The organism is Nocardia sp. NPDC057440, assembly GCF_042802915.1.
Taxonomy (GTDB): domain Bacteria; phylum Actinomycetota; class Actinomycetes; order Mycobacteriales; family Mycobacteriaceae; genus Nocardia.
Map to the genome: position 1 here is coordinate 173,450 of NZ_JBHVDF010000012.1, position 16,013 is coordinate 189,462.

Genomic DNA, 16,013 nt, shown 5'->3' on the forward strand with positions numbered 1-16,013 from the left:
CGGCGAAATCTATGTCTCCGGCGGGCAATTGGCGCGCGGATACCTCGGCCGCCCCGCGCTGACCGCGAGTCGGTTCGTGGCCGACCCCTATGCCGGTCGCGGCGCGCTGGCCTATCGATCCGGCGATCTCGCCCGGTGGACGGCGGACGGCGAGCTGGAGTACCTGGGCCGGGTCGACCAGCAGGTGAACCTGCGCGGGTTCCGTATCGAGCTCGGCGAAATCGAGGCCGCGCTGCTGGACGAGGCCGCGCTGACGGTCAGCGAGGTCGCGGTCGTGGTGCGCACCGACCTCGTCGACGAGCCGCGCATCGTCGCCTACGTCGTCGGCGCGGGCTTGTCCGACACCGCGGCGTTGCGGCAGGCCCTCGCGCGCAGGTTGCCGGAGCACATGGTGCCCGCCGCGATCGTGATGGTCGATCGCATTCCGTTGACGGTGAACGGGAAGCTCGACCGCGCCGCGCTGCCCGCGCCGATCTTCGAGGCGAAGACCTATCGCAAGCCAGCGACGTTCGCCGAGGAGATCGTCGCCGGGGTCTTCGCGGAGGTGCTCGGCTTCGGCGCGGGGACGGCCGAGCCGCGTCTGGTCGGCGCGGACGACGACTTCTTCGACCTGGGCGGCAGCTCCCTGCTCGCGGCCAAGGCGGTCGCCAGGATCGGGGCCGCACTCGGACGCACCGTGACGGTCCGTGCGCTGTTCGAGGCGTCGCGGGTCGCGGACCTCGCGGCCATGGTGATCACGGGTGACGGGGAGGCCGCGCGGCCCGCGCTGGTGGCGGGCGCGCGTCCCGATCGGCTCCCGCTCTCGCCCGCCCAGCAGCGGATGTGGTTCCTGAACCGCTTCGACCGATCGTCGATCGCCTACAACATCCCGCTCGCCCTCCGGCTCTCCGGCGTCCTCGACGTCGCGGCGCTGCAGGCCGCCGTCGGCGATGTCATCGGCAGGCACGAATCGCTGCGTACCCGCTACCCCGAGTTCGACGGTGCACCGACGCAGCTGATCATGCCTGCCAGCCAGGCGATTCCGTCGTTGTACCCGATCGAGGTGACCGAAACCGAGCTGCCGGACCGGATCAGGGAACTGGCCGCGACCACCTTCGACGTGACCATGGACGTCCCGATTCGGATGCGACTGTTCGCGATCGGTGCGGACTACGTGCTCGCCGCCGTTGTGCACCACATTGCCGCGGACGGATCGTCGATCGCGCCGTTCATTCGGGACCTGATGCTCGCCTACACCGCGCGCTGCGCAGGCAACGCGCCCGGCTGGACGCCGCAGGCCGTGCAGTACGCGGACTATGCCCTGTGGCAGCGGGAATTGCTCGGCGCCGAAGACGATTCCGCCTCGCTGTCGGCACAACAGATCGCGTACTGGACCGAGACCCTGACCGGGCTGCCCGATCAGCTGGCCCTGCCTGCCGACCACCCGCGGCCCGCGCGCCAGAGCCTGCGCGGCGGCAAGGTCGGGATCGGCGTCGACGCGCAACTGCACGCGGCGCTCGTCGCACTCGGCAGGCGCTGCGGCGCGACCTTGTTCATGGTGGTGCACGCCGCCTTCGCCGCACTGCTCGCGCGGTTGTCGGGGACCTCCGACATCGCCGTCGGCACGCCGACCGCGGGCCGTGGCGCGGCCGAACTCGACGACGTCATCGGCATGTTCGTCAATACGCTGGCGCTGCGGACCCAGGTCGATGGCAGCGAAACGTTCGAACAACTGCTCGGCCGGGCGCGGGCGGCGGACATCGCGGCCTTCTCGCACGCCGATGTGCCGTTCGAGCGATTGGTCGAGGTGCTGAACCCGCAGCGCTCGACCGCACGGCACCCGCTCTTCCAGGTCGGCTACTCCTTCCAGAATCACGATCGAGGCACGCTCCGGTTACCGGGCCTCGAGGTGCGGGAAGTCGAATTCGACAGCAATGTCGCACAATTCGATCTACACCTGTTCGCGGTGGACAATTACGCCGCCGACGGTGCGCCCGAGGGCATGGACCTGGCCATCGGCTACGCGACGGACCTGTTCGAGACCGCGAGCGCACAGCGATTCGCGGCCGCGCTGCACCGGGTGCTCGAATCGGTGGCCACCAAGCCGGACACCCTCGTCGGCGACCTGGACCTGCTCGGCGAGGTCGATCGGGCACAGCTGCTCGACGAGTGGAATCGCACCGCGCACCACGTCGAGCCGGTCACGCTCGCGGATCTGATCGACGCCCAGGCGGCGGCGACGCCGCATTCGGTGGCGCTGATCGATGCGACGGGCGCCCGCGAAACCACCCTTACCTACGCAGAATTCGATGCTCGGGTGAACCGGCTCGCGCGCAGGTTGATCGCCGAAGGGGTGGGTCCGGAGTCGACAGTCGTCCTGGCGATGCGCCGGTCCGTGGACCTGATCGCCGCCATGTACGCGGTGGTGCGGGCGGGCGGAGCCTACGTTCCCATCGATCCGGACCATCCGGCCGACCGGATCGCCCACATCATCGACACCGCGTCACCCGCATGCATTCTCACCACCTCCGCCGACGGCATGCCGATCGAAACCCGCGCGGCGGCACTGGAAGTCGACAGGATCGACCTGACGGGCTTCACGGCGACAGCGATCCGGGACACCGACCGGATCCGCCCATTGCGGCAGGCGCACCCGGCCTACGTGATCTTCACGTCCGGATCGACGGGCCTGCCCAAAGGCGTCACCGTCGCGCACTCGGCGATCGTCAACCAGTTGGCGTGGCTGCGCGACAGTTTCGCACTCGGCCCGCAGGACTGCGTGCTGCTGAAGACACCGGCGACCTTCGACCTCTCGGTCTGGGAGTTCTGGTCCCCACTGGTGACCGGCGGTCGCCTCGTGGTGACCACGGCGGGCACCGAGCGCGATCCCGACCGAGTGCGTGCGCTGATCGAGCGGCACGGCGTCACCGTGCTGCACGCGGTGCCGTCACTCGTGAGCATGCTGCTCGCCGCCGCGCCGGATGCGCTGATGCCGCTCTCGCTGCGCCAGGTGCTCGCCATCGGTGAACCATTGCCGCCTGCCACCGCGGTCGAGTTCCGGCGGCGCGCGGCTCGCAGCAGGCTGTACAACCTGTACGGCCCCACCGAGGCGGCGGTGTCGATCACGGCGTTCGAAGTGCGTGCGGACCCGTCGCAGGTGGTGCCGATCGGTGCGCCCGCGTGGAACAGCCGGGTCTACGTCCTCGATGCCCGGCTCCAGCCGGTGCCCGTCGGCGTGCCGGGCGAGCTGTATTTGGCCGGTGCGCAATTGGCGCGCGGCTATCACCGCAGACCCGCGTTGACCGCGGACCGCTTCGTCGCCGATCCCTTCGCGGCCGCGGCCGAGCCGATGTATCGCACCGGCGACATCGTTCGCCGGCGTCCGGACGGCGCCCTGGAGTATCTCGAGCGATCGGATTTCCAGGTCAAGATCGGCGGCTTCCGCATCGAGCTCGGCGATGTCGAAACCGCGCTGCGGCGACTGTCGGTGGTGCGCGCGGCCGTGGTGGTGGCGCGCGAAGACGAGCGGGCAGGCGCTCGGCTCATCGCCTACGTCGCGGTACCGGAATCGGATCCGGCCGCCCGCGCCGACCTGGCCGCCGAACTGCGCGCGGCGGTCGCCGTCGAGCTGCCCGCATACATGGTGCCCGCCGCGATCGTCGTGCTGGAGTCGTTGCCCCTCAACGCGAATGGCAAGGTCGATCGAGCGCAGTTGCCCGAGCCGGTGTTCACCGAAGTCGCCTTCCGCGCGCCGAGCACCGAGCACGAGCAGCTCGTGGCCACCGTCTTCGCCGACGTGCTCGGCGCGGCGACAGCGGGTCTGGACGATCACTTCTTCGCCATGGGCGGCAACTCGCTGATGGCGACCCGGCTGGCCGCGCAGCTCGGCGCGGCCCTCGGTGTCCGGGTGCCGGTCTCCTCGGTGTTCGAGTCGCCGACCGTGGCCGCCCTCGCGGCGCACGTCGCCGAGCTGGACGGCACCGAAGGGCGGCCCGCGCTCAGCCGCCGTTCCGGCTCCGCGCCCGCTCCGCTCTCGCTCGCACAGCAGCGGATGTGGGTGGTCAACCGGCTGGCTCCGGAATCCTCCGCTTACCACGTTCCCGCCGCCCTGCGGCTGACCGGCGTGCTGGACCTCGACGCGCTCACCGCCGCGGTCCTTGATGTGCTGAGCAGGCACGAAGCTCTTCGCACCAGGTATCCCGACTCCGAGCGCGGCCCGGTGCAGGAGGTCCTCGACAGCGCCGCGGTCAGCATCGATCTGACTCCGATTCCGGTGCGGGCCACGAGCCTCGGCGCGCAACTCGACGAGTTCGTCGCCACCGGTTTCGATGTCACCATCGCACCACCGGTCCGGATCGCGCTGTTCGAAACCGGAAGGGAAGAGCGCGTTCTCGTGGTGGTGGCGCATCACATCAGTGCCGACGGCTACTCGGTCGCACCGATGACGCGCGATCTGGTGCGCGCCTATCTCAGCCGAGCCGCCGGGCAGCGACCGGACTGGGCACCGCTCGATATCCAATACTCCGATTACAGCGAGTGGCAGCGCGAAATCCTGGGTTCCGATCGCGATCCGGCGAGCCTGCTATCTCAGCAGCTCGCGTACTGGACCACCGAATTGGCCGGACTACCCGAGGTTCTCGCACTGCCGACCGATCGACCGAGGCCCGCCCGCCGGGAAATGCGCGGCGCTACAGTTGATTTCGCGGTCGATGCCGAGCTGACCCGCCGGTTGAACCGCGTCGCCGGTGAGCACGGCACCACGTTGTTCACCTTGATCCACGGCGTATTCGCGGTGCTGCTCGCCAAACTGTCCGGCACCAGCGACATCGCCATCGGCGCTCCGGTCGCGGGTCGCGGCGAACGCGAGCTCGACGACCTGATCGGCATGTTCGTCAACACGGTGGTGCTGCGCACCGAGATCGACCCGCGTACCAGCTTCGCCGATCTGCTCCGGCAGGCCAGGGACCGGGATGTGGCGGCGCTCTCGCACGCCGATGTGCCGTTCGAGCGGGTGGTCGACGCGCTGGAGCGCACGCGCTCTAGCACCTACACCCCGCTGTTCCAGGTCCTGTTCACCTTCCAGAACATGCCCGCGGGCCGGGTGGCGCTGCCGGGGCTCGCGGTCGAGGCGCTCGATCTGGATCTGGCCGAGGCGAAGTTCGATCTGCAACTCACCGGCATCGAAAAGTTCGACGTCGCGGGCGAACCGGCCGGGCTGCAGCTGAGATTCGGTTACGCGACAGACATTTTCGAGGCCGCCACGGTCCGGCTGTTCGCCGATCGGCTCCTGCGGGTGTTCTCGATCGTCGTGGCCGAGCCGTCGATCGCGATCCGGGCCATCGATATCCGCACCGCCGCGGAACAGGCGCGGCGCGCACCCAGCGCGGGCATCGAGCCGGTGACTGTGGCCGAGCTGCCCGCGCTCATCGAGGTCGCGGCGGGCATCGCGCCCGACATCGTCGCCTTCGAGCACGGTGCGCACACGGTGACCTACGGCCAGCTCGCCGCCAAGATCGCGGCGGTCGCCAAGTCGATGGGCGCGGCGGCGAAACCGGAAGCGCTGATCAATGTCTCCCTCGCCGGGCTGGTGCCCGGCGTCTTGGCCGCGCTCGGCGGCAGTGGTCTCGCCGCGGTGCTGCGGACGCTGCTCACCGACGCGCAGGCCGTGGTCTCCAACTCTGGGTTGGAAATCGATTCGGAAGGAAACAGCTGATGTCCCACGCAGAATCGGTCGCATCCAGCGAGCTCGGCAACCGTAGTGCCGCGCATCCTCATGCCGCGCTGCGGCGCGCCTACGGAATCGATGATCTACCAGGGTTGATCGGGACGGTCGCCGAGCTGGATCCGGATCGAATCGCGTTGCGTCACGCCGGCACCGCGATCAGCTACGGTGCGCTGGCCACCGAGCTCGGGGTGCTCGACGAGGCCATGGGTGGCGCGCTCGGCCCGGACGCGCTGGTGCCGGTGGTGGTGTCGAGTCAGCTGCCGGAACTGATGGATTCGGCCGACGGCGCGCTCGGCGCGATTCTCGAGCAGTTGCTCGATGACGCACTCGAGGCGGCGGTGCGGGTGCTGCCGACGACCTTCGCGCCGACCGAGACGCTGATCAGCGAGTTCGAGGCCCAGGTTCGGCTGACGCCCGACGCGGTCGCGCTGGAATACGCGGGCGCGACTCTCACCTACGCCGAGTTCGACACCAAGGTCGATGCACTGGCCTACCACCTGGTCGAGCGGGGCGTCGGCCCGGACGCGCTGGTCGGACTCGCGGTGCACCGATCGTTCGAACTGCTCATCGGCATGTACGCGATCCTCAAGGCAGGCGGCGCATATGTGCCGATCGACCCCGAACACCCCGCCGAGCGCATCGCCTATGTGCTCGAGGTCGCCGCACCGGTGCTGGTGCTCACCACCACCCGCGACGAGCCGGCGCTGCCCGCGGGTGTCGACGTGCTGCGCATCGATCGGTTCGACGCGGTCGCGCCGGAATCGTTCGATGCCTGGCCCCGGCCACTGGGCGACAATATCGCCTACGTCATTTTCACCTCGGGCTCGACCGGCAGGCCGAAAGGCGTTGCTGTTTCGCACCGGTCGATCGTCGCCAATCTGCGGTGGCGCGAACGGCTGCACCGGCTGAACACGACCGATGTCGTGCTGCAGAAGACGCCGTTCACCTTCGATGTGTCGGTGTGGGAGTTCTTCTGGCCGTTGCAGGTCGGTGCGCGTCTGGTGCTCGCCGAGCCCGATGGCCACCGCGATCCGGCCTATCTGGTTCGCGCGATCGCCGAATGCGGTATCACCGTGGCGCATTTCGTGCCGTCGATGCTGGCGGTGTTCGTCGCGGAGGTGGATCCGGCGAATGCGGCGGCGGTGGAAACGCTGCGGCTGGTGATCGCTTCGGGTGAGGCGCTGCCCGCGGCGACCGGCGCCGCCTTCCGTGCGATCAGCGGCGCGTGCCTGTACAACACCTACGGTCCGACCGAGGCCGCGGTGGATATCACCTCGCACGAGGTGACCGCCGCGGATCTCATCACCGTGCCGATCGGCGAACCGGCGGACGACTCCGAACTACTTGTGCTGGACGACAATCTGCGGCCGGTGCCGAGCGGAGTCGTCGGGGAGCTGTACTTGGCCGGTGTGCAATTGGCCCGCGGCTATGTGGCGCGCCCCGCACTGACCGCCGACCGGTTCGTGGCCAATCCGGAAGGCCCGCCCGGCGAGCGCATGTACCGCACCGGTGACCTGGTCCGCTGGCTGCCCGCCGTAGACGGCGGCCCGGCCGAGCTCGAGTACCTGGGCCGCACCGATTTTCAGGTGAAGTTGCGTGGTCTGCGCATCGAGTTGGGCGAGGTGGAGGCGGCGCTGCTGCGCAACCGGCAGGTCGCGCAGGCCGTGGTGGTGCTGCATCAGCACGCGGGTGGTGACCATCTGGTCGGCTACGTCGTTGCGACCGGCACTTCCGTGCTCGATACCGCCGCGGTGCTGGAAGCCGCTCGGGCGCAGCTGCCGGAGTACATGGTGCCCTCTCTGGTCACGGTGCTCGACGAGCTGCCGGTGAATGCCAATGGCAAGCTGGATCGTCGCGCGCTGCCGGAACCGGTATTCGGTTCCGGCGCTGTCGCATACCGGGAACCGGCCACCGCGGCCGAGCGCGCTGTCGCGGCGATCTTCGGTGAGCTGCTCGAGGCGGACCGGGTCGGAGCCGACGACGATTTCTTCGCCCTCGGCGGCAATTCGCTCATGGCGACGCGGGCCATTGCCCGGGTCGCGGCCGCGCTCGGCGTCTCCGTCGATGTCCGTGACTTCTTCGACCGCCCGACGGTGGCGGCGCTCGCCGCGCTGCCCGCCGCGGGCGCACCGGCGCGTCCCGCTCTGGTGGCCGGGTCGCGGCCGGAGCGTATCCCGCTGTCGCCCGCGCAGCGGCGAATGTGGTTTCTCAACCGGTTCGGCGTCGACACGGAGTCCGCGTACATCTTCGACACCGCGGCGGTGGACAACATTCCGGTCGCCTTGCGGCTGCGCGGTGCGCTCGATGTCGAGGCGTTGTCGGTGGCGATCACCGATATCGTCGCGCGGCACGAGATCCTGCGCACCGTATACCCGCAGACCGACGCCGGACCGGTGCAGCAGGTGCGTTCGGTGCATGCCGTATTCGATCTGTCGCCCTCGGAGGTGCCTGCGGCGGACCTCGCGGGCGCGGTCATGGCGATCGCCGGTCACGGCTTCGATGTCACCGAGGAGATCCCGGTCCGGGTGCGGTTGCTGCGCAGCGGCGCACAGGATCACACGCTGGTACTGGTGGTGCATCACATCGCCGCCGACGGTGTCTCGATGGGACCGTTGATGCGCGACCTGATCACCGCGTATACCGCCCGCCGCAGCGGACGCGGGCCGGACTGGGCTCCGCTGACGGTGCAGTACGCGGACTACGCGCTGTGGCAGCGGCAGGTGCTCGGGGATGAAGCCGACCCCGAATCCACGGCCGCACGTCAGCTCGAATTCTGGGCCGCCGAACTAGCCGAGCTACCGGGCCAACTCGAGCTACCCGCCGATCGTCCCCGCCCCGCGACCGCCTCCTACCGCGGCGCGACTCACGAATTCGCGATCGATGCCGCACTGCGGGCCGAGCTCGACGCGATCGCCGCGCGGTGCCGGGCCACGCCGTTCATGGTGCTGCACGCCGCGCTGGCCGCGCTGCTGGCCAGACTCTCCGGCACCTCCGACATAGCGGTCGGAACCCCGGTCGCCGGTCGCGGTGACCGAGCACTCGACGACCTCGTCGGCATGTTCGTCAACACGCTGGTGCTGCGCACCGAGGTGCGCGGTGCGGCGTCCTTCGCCGACCTCGTCACCCACGCCCGCGACCGCGACCTGCGTGCCTTCGCGCACAGCGACATCCCCTTCGAGCGCCTGGTCGAGGTGGTCGATCCGGCCCGATCCCAGGCCAGGCACCCACTGTTCCAGGTCGCGCTGTTCATGCAGAACATCGGTCCGATCGCACTGACCATGCCGGGCCTTGCCGCGGACATCGTCGACTTCGATCCCGGGTTCGCCAAGTTCGATCTTCAGCTGACCATCTCCGGCACCGATGCGGCCGACACCGGCTACCGCGCCGAATTCACCTACGCCACCGACCTGTTCGACCCCGCCACCGTCCGCGAGTTCGGTGTGAAATTCCTGCGGTTGCTGCGCGCTGTCGTCGCGACGCCGGAGATCCCGATCGGTGATATCGAACTCATGGACGCGGGCGAGCTCGACTATGTCACCGCGAGCTGGAATGCCAGCGGGCACAAGGTGGCCGACCGGTACCTGCACGAGGGGTTCGACAACCAGGTTCGGCGTACCCCGAATGCGTTCGCGCTGGTGAGTGATACGACGGAGGTGACCTACACCGAGCTCTCCGAGCGCGCCAACCGACTGGCCCGGCTGCTGATCGAGACCGGCGTCGGTCCGGAGAAACTGGTGGTGCTCGCACTGCCACGCTCGATCGAGCTCGTCGTGGCCATGTACGCGGTGCTGCGGGCGGGCGGAGCTTACGTACCGGTAGACCCCCATCACCCCGCCGAACGAATTCGGCACATTCTCGGCACCGCACGGCCACACCTCGTGCTCACCACGCGCTCGACCGGTTTCGCGTTGCCCGATGCGGCCGCCGTACACCTGATCCACCTCGACGAGCTCGAGCTGTCGGGCTACTCGGTCGCCAAGATCGGCGACCGCGAACGGCTCGCCACACTGCGTCCCGAGCACCCGGCCTACGTCATCTTCACCTCCGGCTCGACCGGCAGGCCGAAAGGCGTGGCCATCGCGCACCGCGCCATCGCGAACCAGCTGGCCTGGATGCACGACGAATACCGCATCCGCACCGGCGATGTGTACCTGCAGAAGACCGCGACCACCTTCGATGTATCGCTGTGGGGCTATTTCCTGCCGCTGCGCGCGGGCGCGACCCTGCTGCTCGCCGCCGTGGACGGGCACCGCGATCCTCGCTACATCGCGGAAACTATCGCCCGCCACCGGGTTACGCTGACCGATTTCGTGCCCTCCATGCTTTCGGTGTTCGCCGCCAACGCCGAGCCCGGTGAACTCGACTCGCTGCGTGAGGTTTTCGTCATCGGTGAGGCGTTGGCGCCCGAGGCCATCGCCGCCTTCCACGCCGTCAGCACCGCCGCGTTGCACAACCTGTACGGGCCGACCGAGGCCGCCGTATCGATCACCGCACGCGAGGTGACCACCGACGACGCCCCGCTCGTGCCGATCGGTGAACCGGAGTGGAATTCCCAGGTCTACGTGCTGGATTCGCGACTGCGTCCGGTGCCGATCGGGGTGCCCGGTGAGCTGTATCTGGCGGGCGACCAGCTGGCGCGCGGCTATCACGGGCGGGTGGATCTGACCGCCGAGCGCTTCGTCGCCAATCCGTTCGGCCGCCGCGGCGACCGGATGTACCGCACCGGCGACCTGGTGCGGTGGAGCCGGGACGGCGAACTCGTCTACCTCGGCCGCGTCGACTTCCAGGTGAAATTGCGCGGTCAGCGCATCGAGCTCGCCGAAATCGAGACCGCCTTGCTCGCGGTGCCCGGCGTGAGCCGGGCCGCGGCGCGTGTGATCAGTGCCGACACCGGTGACTACCTGGCGGGGTATGTGGTTCGCACCTCGGGCGGCGAGCTCGACCTCGACGTGATGCGGGCGGCGCTGGCGCGGGAGCTACCCGGATACATGGTGCCCACCGCGCTCGTCGAGGTGGCCGAGTTCCCGCTCAACACCAGTGGAAAGCTGGATCGTGGTGCGCTACCGATTCCGGTAGTGCAGCCCAGACGTTTTCGAGCGCCGGGCAATGCCGTGCAGCGCCTGGTGGCCGCGGTGTTCGCCGCAGTGCTTCGGGTCGAGCGGGTGGGGCTGGACGACGACTTCTTCGCACTCGGCGGCAGCTCGCTGGACGCCACCCAGGTCACCGCACGGGCAGGGGAAGCCGTCGGCACCCGGATTCCGGTTCGTGCGCTCTTCGAGGCGTCCACCGTGGAGGGCTTCGCTGCCACGGTGAGCGAACTGAGCACGACCGGTGCGCCGCGTCGTCACCTGGTGCCCGAGCAGCGCCCCGAGTTGATTCCGCTGTCGCTGGCGCAGCAGCGGATGTGGTTTCTCAACCGCTTCGACACCACCTCGGCGGTGCACAACATCCCGGTCGCGGTCCGGTTGACCGGTGATCTGGATATCGCCGCGTTGCAGCAGGCCGTCACCGATGTGATCGGCAGGCACGAGGCACTGCGCACGGTGTATCCGGAGCAGGATGGTGTCGCCTACCAGTTGGTGCTGACCCTCGACGAAATGGTTGTCGATCTGACCCCCATTCCGGTGGAGGTCGAATCGCTCGGTGCGCGCATCGCCGAGGAGGTGTCCGGCGGGTTCGATGTGACCAGCGAGGTCCCGCTGCGGGCTGAACTGTTCCGAGTCCTCGGCCCCGGCCTCGACGCCGATCCGGAGTACGTTCTGGTGCTCGTCGCGCACCACATCAGCGCGGACGGGTGGTCCATCGGGCCGCTCACGCGAGACGTGATGGCGGCCTACGCGGCGCGTGCCGCACGGGTCGCGCCGGCGTGGGCGCCGCTGCCGGTGCAGTACGCGGACTACACCCTCTGGCAGCGTGAGACGCTCGGCGCGGAATCCGATCCGGACAGTCTGATCTCGGCACAGGCCGCATACTGGCGCAGCACCCTCGACGGCCTGCCCGCGGAGCTGAACCTGCCCGCGGACCGGCCGCGGCCCTCGGTGCCGTCGTATGCCGGTGGCCGGGTGGCGTTTCCGATCGACGCCGAGTTGCGGCAGGGTCTGCAGCGGATCGCCCGCGCGCAGCAGGCGACCCTCTTCATGGTCGTGCACACCGCACTCGCGGTCTTCCTGGCACGCCTGTCGGACACCGACGACATCGCGATCGGCACCCCGATCGCCGGTCGCGGCGACACCGAACTCGACGACCTGATCGGCATGTTCGTCAACACCCTCGTGTTGCGCACTCAGGTGCCGGGACACGCGACGTTCACCGCGTTGCTGGAGCGAACCAGAGACGCCGACCTGCGGGCGTTCGCGCACGCCGATCTGCCGTTCGAACGGCTGGTCGAGCTGTTGAATCCGGAGCGTTCGACGGCACGGCACCCGCTGTTCCAGGTGGCATTGACCTCCGAGGACCTGCCGGAGAGCCGGTTCGAGCTGCCCGGGTTGCTCGTCGAGGCCGTCGATATCGAATTCGACGCCGCGAAGTTCGATCTGTCGCTGGCTATCCGCCATGCCGAATCCGGGATGCTGGCCGAGTTCTCGTATGCGCGGGATCTGTTCGACGAGGCCACTGTCCGGGTATTCGCGCAGCGGTTCACCCGGCTGCTCACCGAGATCGTCACCCGGCCCGACGCGCCCGTCGGCGATCTGCCGCTGCTGGCCGAGTCCGAGTACGCCGCGCTGACCCGCGTGCCCGGCGACGAGGTGATGGCGACCGCGCTGCTGCCGGATCTGCTCACCCGAGGCGTGCGATTCGGCAGGAGCCGGATCGCGGTGCGGTACGAGGGCAGATCGATCACCTACGGCGAGCTCGACGACTATTCCTCGCGGCTGGCGCGGGTCCTGATCGATCGCGGTGTCGGTCCGGAAAGTCTTGTCGCGGTGTCGTTCCCGCGATCGTATGAGATGGTGGCGGCGGTGCTCGCCGTCGCCAAAGCCGGTGGCGCGCACGTGCCGGTCGATCCGACCTATCCGGTGCACCGGGTGCGGCATATGGTGACCGACTCCGCCGCGGTGCTCGGCATCACCGGTTCCGGCCACGTCGACGGCCTGCCCGACGACGTGGACTGGCTCGTCCTCGACGCGCCCTCGACGATCGCGTTGTGCGTGGCGAAGTCCGCCGCGCCCGTGACCGATGCCGATCGCGTGACCCCGCTGCGGATGCAGCACCCGGCGTATGTGATCTACACATCGGGCTCGACCGGTATGCCCAAGGGCGTCACGGTGACTCATTCGGGTCTCGGTGGTCTCACCGACCACGCGACCCGGCTCTACCAGCTGGGATCGGAGCACCGGTTCCTGCACATCTGCTCGCCCAGTTTCGATCCGTCGGTGCTCGAATGGGTGTGCGCGTTCTCCGTGGGCGCGACGCTGGTGATTGTGCCGTCGAGCATCATCGGCGGCGCGGAGCTCGGCGCGTTGTTGCGCGCGGAGAGCGTGACCCACACGATCATCACGCCCGCGGTCCTCGGCACCGTCGACCCCGCCGGTCAGCAGCAGCTGTTGACAGCCTCGGTCGGCGGCGATGTGACCACACCGGAGCTGCTGGCCAAATGGCAGCCGGGACGGCGGTATCTCAACGGCTACGGCCCGACCGAGACCACGATCATCTCCTCCTACGCGCAGCTGTCGGCGGGGCGGCACATCACTATCGGCACACCGGTGCCCGGCATGGCGGCGCTGGTGCTCGACGGCCGCCTCAACCCGGTACCACCGGGTGTGACAGGCGAATTGTATTTGGCCGGCGGCGCTTTGGCGCGCGGCTATCGCAATCGCGCCGGGCTGTCCGCGGATCGGTTCGTGGCCAATCCCTGGGGCGCGCCCGGCGCGCGGATGTACCGCACCGGCGATGTGGTGCGCTGGTTGGACGGGGAGCTGGATTACGTCGGTCGCTCGGATTTCCAGGTGAAGATCCGCGGGTTCCGCATCGAACTCGGTGAGATCGACGCGGTGCTCACCGGACACTCGGATATCGAGTTCGCGACCACGCTGGGACGCGAGCATGCCTCCGGCGCGACGATTCTCGTCTCCTATGTGCTGCCCGCGCCGGGCCGGTCGCCGGATCCGGCCGAACTCACCGCCTTCGCCGCGCGCACGTTGCCCTCGCACATGGTGCCCTCGGCCATCGTGGTGCTCGCGCAGCTCCCGCTGACTCCCGTCGGCAAGCTGGACCGCGAGGCATTGCCCGAACCGGTGCCTGCCTCGGTCGAGTTCCGCGCGCCCACCGGCGACACCGAATCCATCGTGGCAGCGACGTTCGCCGCACTGCTCGGCGCCGATCGGGTCGGCGCGGACGACGACTTCTTCGCACTCGGCGGAAACTCGCTCATCGCCACGCAACTGGCCGCACGGCTGACCAAAGCACTCGGCACGCAGGTCCCGGTACGCGCGGTGTTCGACGCGCCGACCGTGCGCGATCTCGCCCGCAGGATCGCGGCGGCGGAGGTCGAACAGCGGCCGCTGCCGCCGCTGGTCGCGCAGGATCGCGACGCGGCGATTCCGCTATCGGTCGCGCAGCAGCGCATGTGGTTCCTCAACCGATTCGACGCCCGCGGCGGCGGCTACAACATCCCGTTCGCGCTGCGGCTGACCGGCATGCTGAACGTGCCCGCGCTCCGAGCCGCGATCGCCGACGTGATCGGCAGGCACGAAACGCTGCGCACCCTGTACCCGGAGCGCGACGGCGCGGCCACCCAGCTGATCCTGCCCGCCGGAACCCGTCTGGTCGAGCTGGTCGCGGAGCCGGTCGCCGCCGCCGAGCTGGAACGGATCGTTACCGCCGTGGCGCAGACCGGTTTCGACGTCACCACCGAGGTGCCGATGCGGGTGCGGTTGCTGCGCCTGGACGAGGAGCCGCCGGTTCGGACCGGCCAGCAGGTGCACATCCTGCTGTTCGTGGTGCACCACATCGCCGCCGACGGCTGGTCGGCGGCACCGCTGACCCGTGATCTGGCCGCCGCCTATGTGGCCCGCTGCGCGGGCCTCGCACCCGCCTGGGGCGCGCTACGGGTGCAGTACGCGGACTTCGCGATCTGGCAGCGGGCCGCGCTGGGCGGCAGTGCCGATGAGACGTCGGTGCTGGCCCGCCAATTGCGTTATTGGACACGGCGGTTGGACGGCCTGCCCGAGGTGCTGACACTCCCGTCGGATCGGGCGCGCCCAGCGGTGTCCACCCACCGAGGGGCCGCGATCACCGGCCGGTTGGATCGTGCACTGCACCAGTCGATCCAGGAGGTGGCGACGACGCACCGGGTCTCGCCGTTCATGGTCCTGCACACCGCGCTCGCGGTGCTGCTCGCCCGCCTCGCGGGTACCGCCGAGGTGGTGATCGGCGCGCCGGTCGCGGGCCGCGGCGACGAGGCGCTCGACGAACTCGTCGGCATGTTCGTCAATACGCTGCTGCTGCGCACCGACGTTCGACCCGACGCACGCCTCGCCGAGCTGCTCGACCACGTCCGCGACACCGATCTCGCCGCATTCGATCACGCGGCAGTGCCGTTCGAGCAGTTGGTCGAGGTGCTGAACCCGGTTCGCTCCCAGGCGCATGCGCCGCTGTACCAGGTGTCGCTGACGCTGCAGAACCAGACCAAGCCGGACTTCCGGCTCAACCGGCTCGCCATCGCCGCCATTGACGCGGGTCCTGGCCCGATCCAGTTGGACTTGGACTGGACGCTCACCGACCGCTATGACGCCGACGGCTCGGCCGACGGCATCGACGTGCACCTGCATTACGCACTCGACTTGTTCGACGAACACACGGCCGCCGGCTTCCTGGCCGGTTTCGAACGGGTGCTGCGCGCCATCGTGCGCGACGCTCGCACGATGGTCGGCGATGTCGAGCTGATGTCGGTGGCCGAGCGCGGACTGCTGCTCTCCGACCGCAATGCCACTGTGCACCGGCTGCCCCGCGAGACACTCGGTGACCTGCTCGACCGCAATGCCGCGGCGAATCCCGATGCGGCCGCGCTGCTGTTCGAGGGCGCTTGCGTGACCTACGGCGAACTGGCTGCCAGGTCGAACCGGCTTGCCCGCCTGCTGATCTCGGAAGGGATCGGCCCCGACACGATCGTCGGGCTCGCCGCGCGGAAGTCCGTCGACATGATCGTGGCGATGTTCGCGATCGTGCAGGCGGGCGGCGCGTATCTGCCCGTCGATCCGGATCATCCTGCCGAACGGATCGAACACATCCTCGGTACGGCAGGCGTGCGGCTGGTGCTTGCCGTGGGCGGGGCGACGCTGCCCCCGCTGCCAGGAGTCCGGGTGACCGC

Annotated in this window: 2 protein-coding genes (both running past the window's edge); both read left to right on the top strand. The window is 69.3% G+C overall.

The annotated features are described in order from the left end of the window. A protein-coding gene (locus ACFU4Z_RS24530) for a non-ribosomal peptide synthase/polyketide synthase (protein WP_379066826.1) crosses the window boundary here: on the top strand, window positions 1-5,692 show its 3' end. Its footprint begins 12,176 nt before the window's first position; the window shows 5,692 of its 17,868 coding nt (coding positions 12,177-17,868); its start codon lies beyond the left edge, outside the window; the stop codon is at window positions 5,690-5,692. Continuing rightward, on the top strand, window positions 5,692-16,013 hold the 5' end (the start) of the coding sequence (locus ACFU4Z_RS24535; RefSeq protein ID WP_379066828.1) for a non-ribosomal peptide synthase/polyketide synthase. The gene runs 14,935 nt beyond the window's last position; the window shows 10,322 of its 25,257 coding nt (coding positions 1-10,322); it begins with the start codon at window positions 5,692-5,694; the stop codon falls past the right edge of the window. The genes ACFU4Z_RS24530 and ACFU4Z_RS24535 overlap by 1 nt, the downstream gene beginning before the upstream one ends.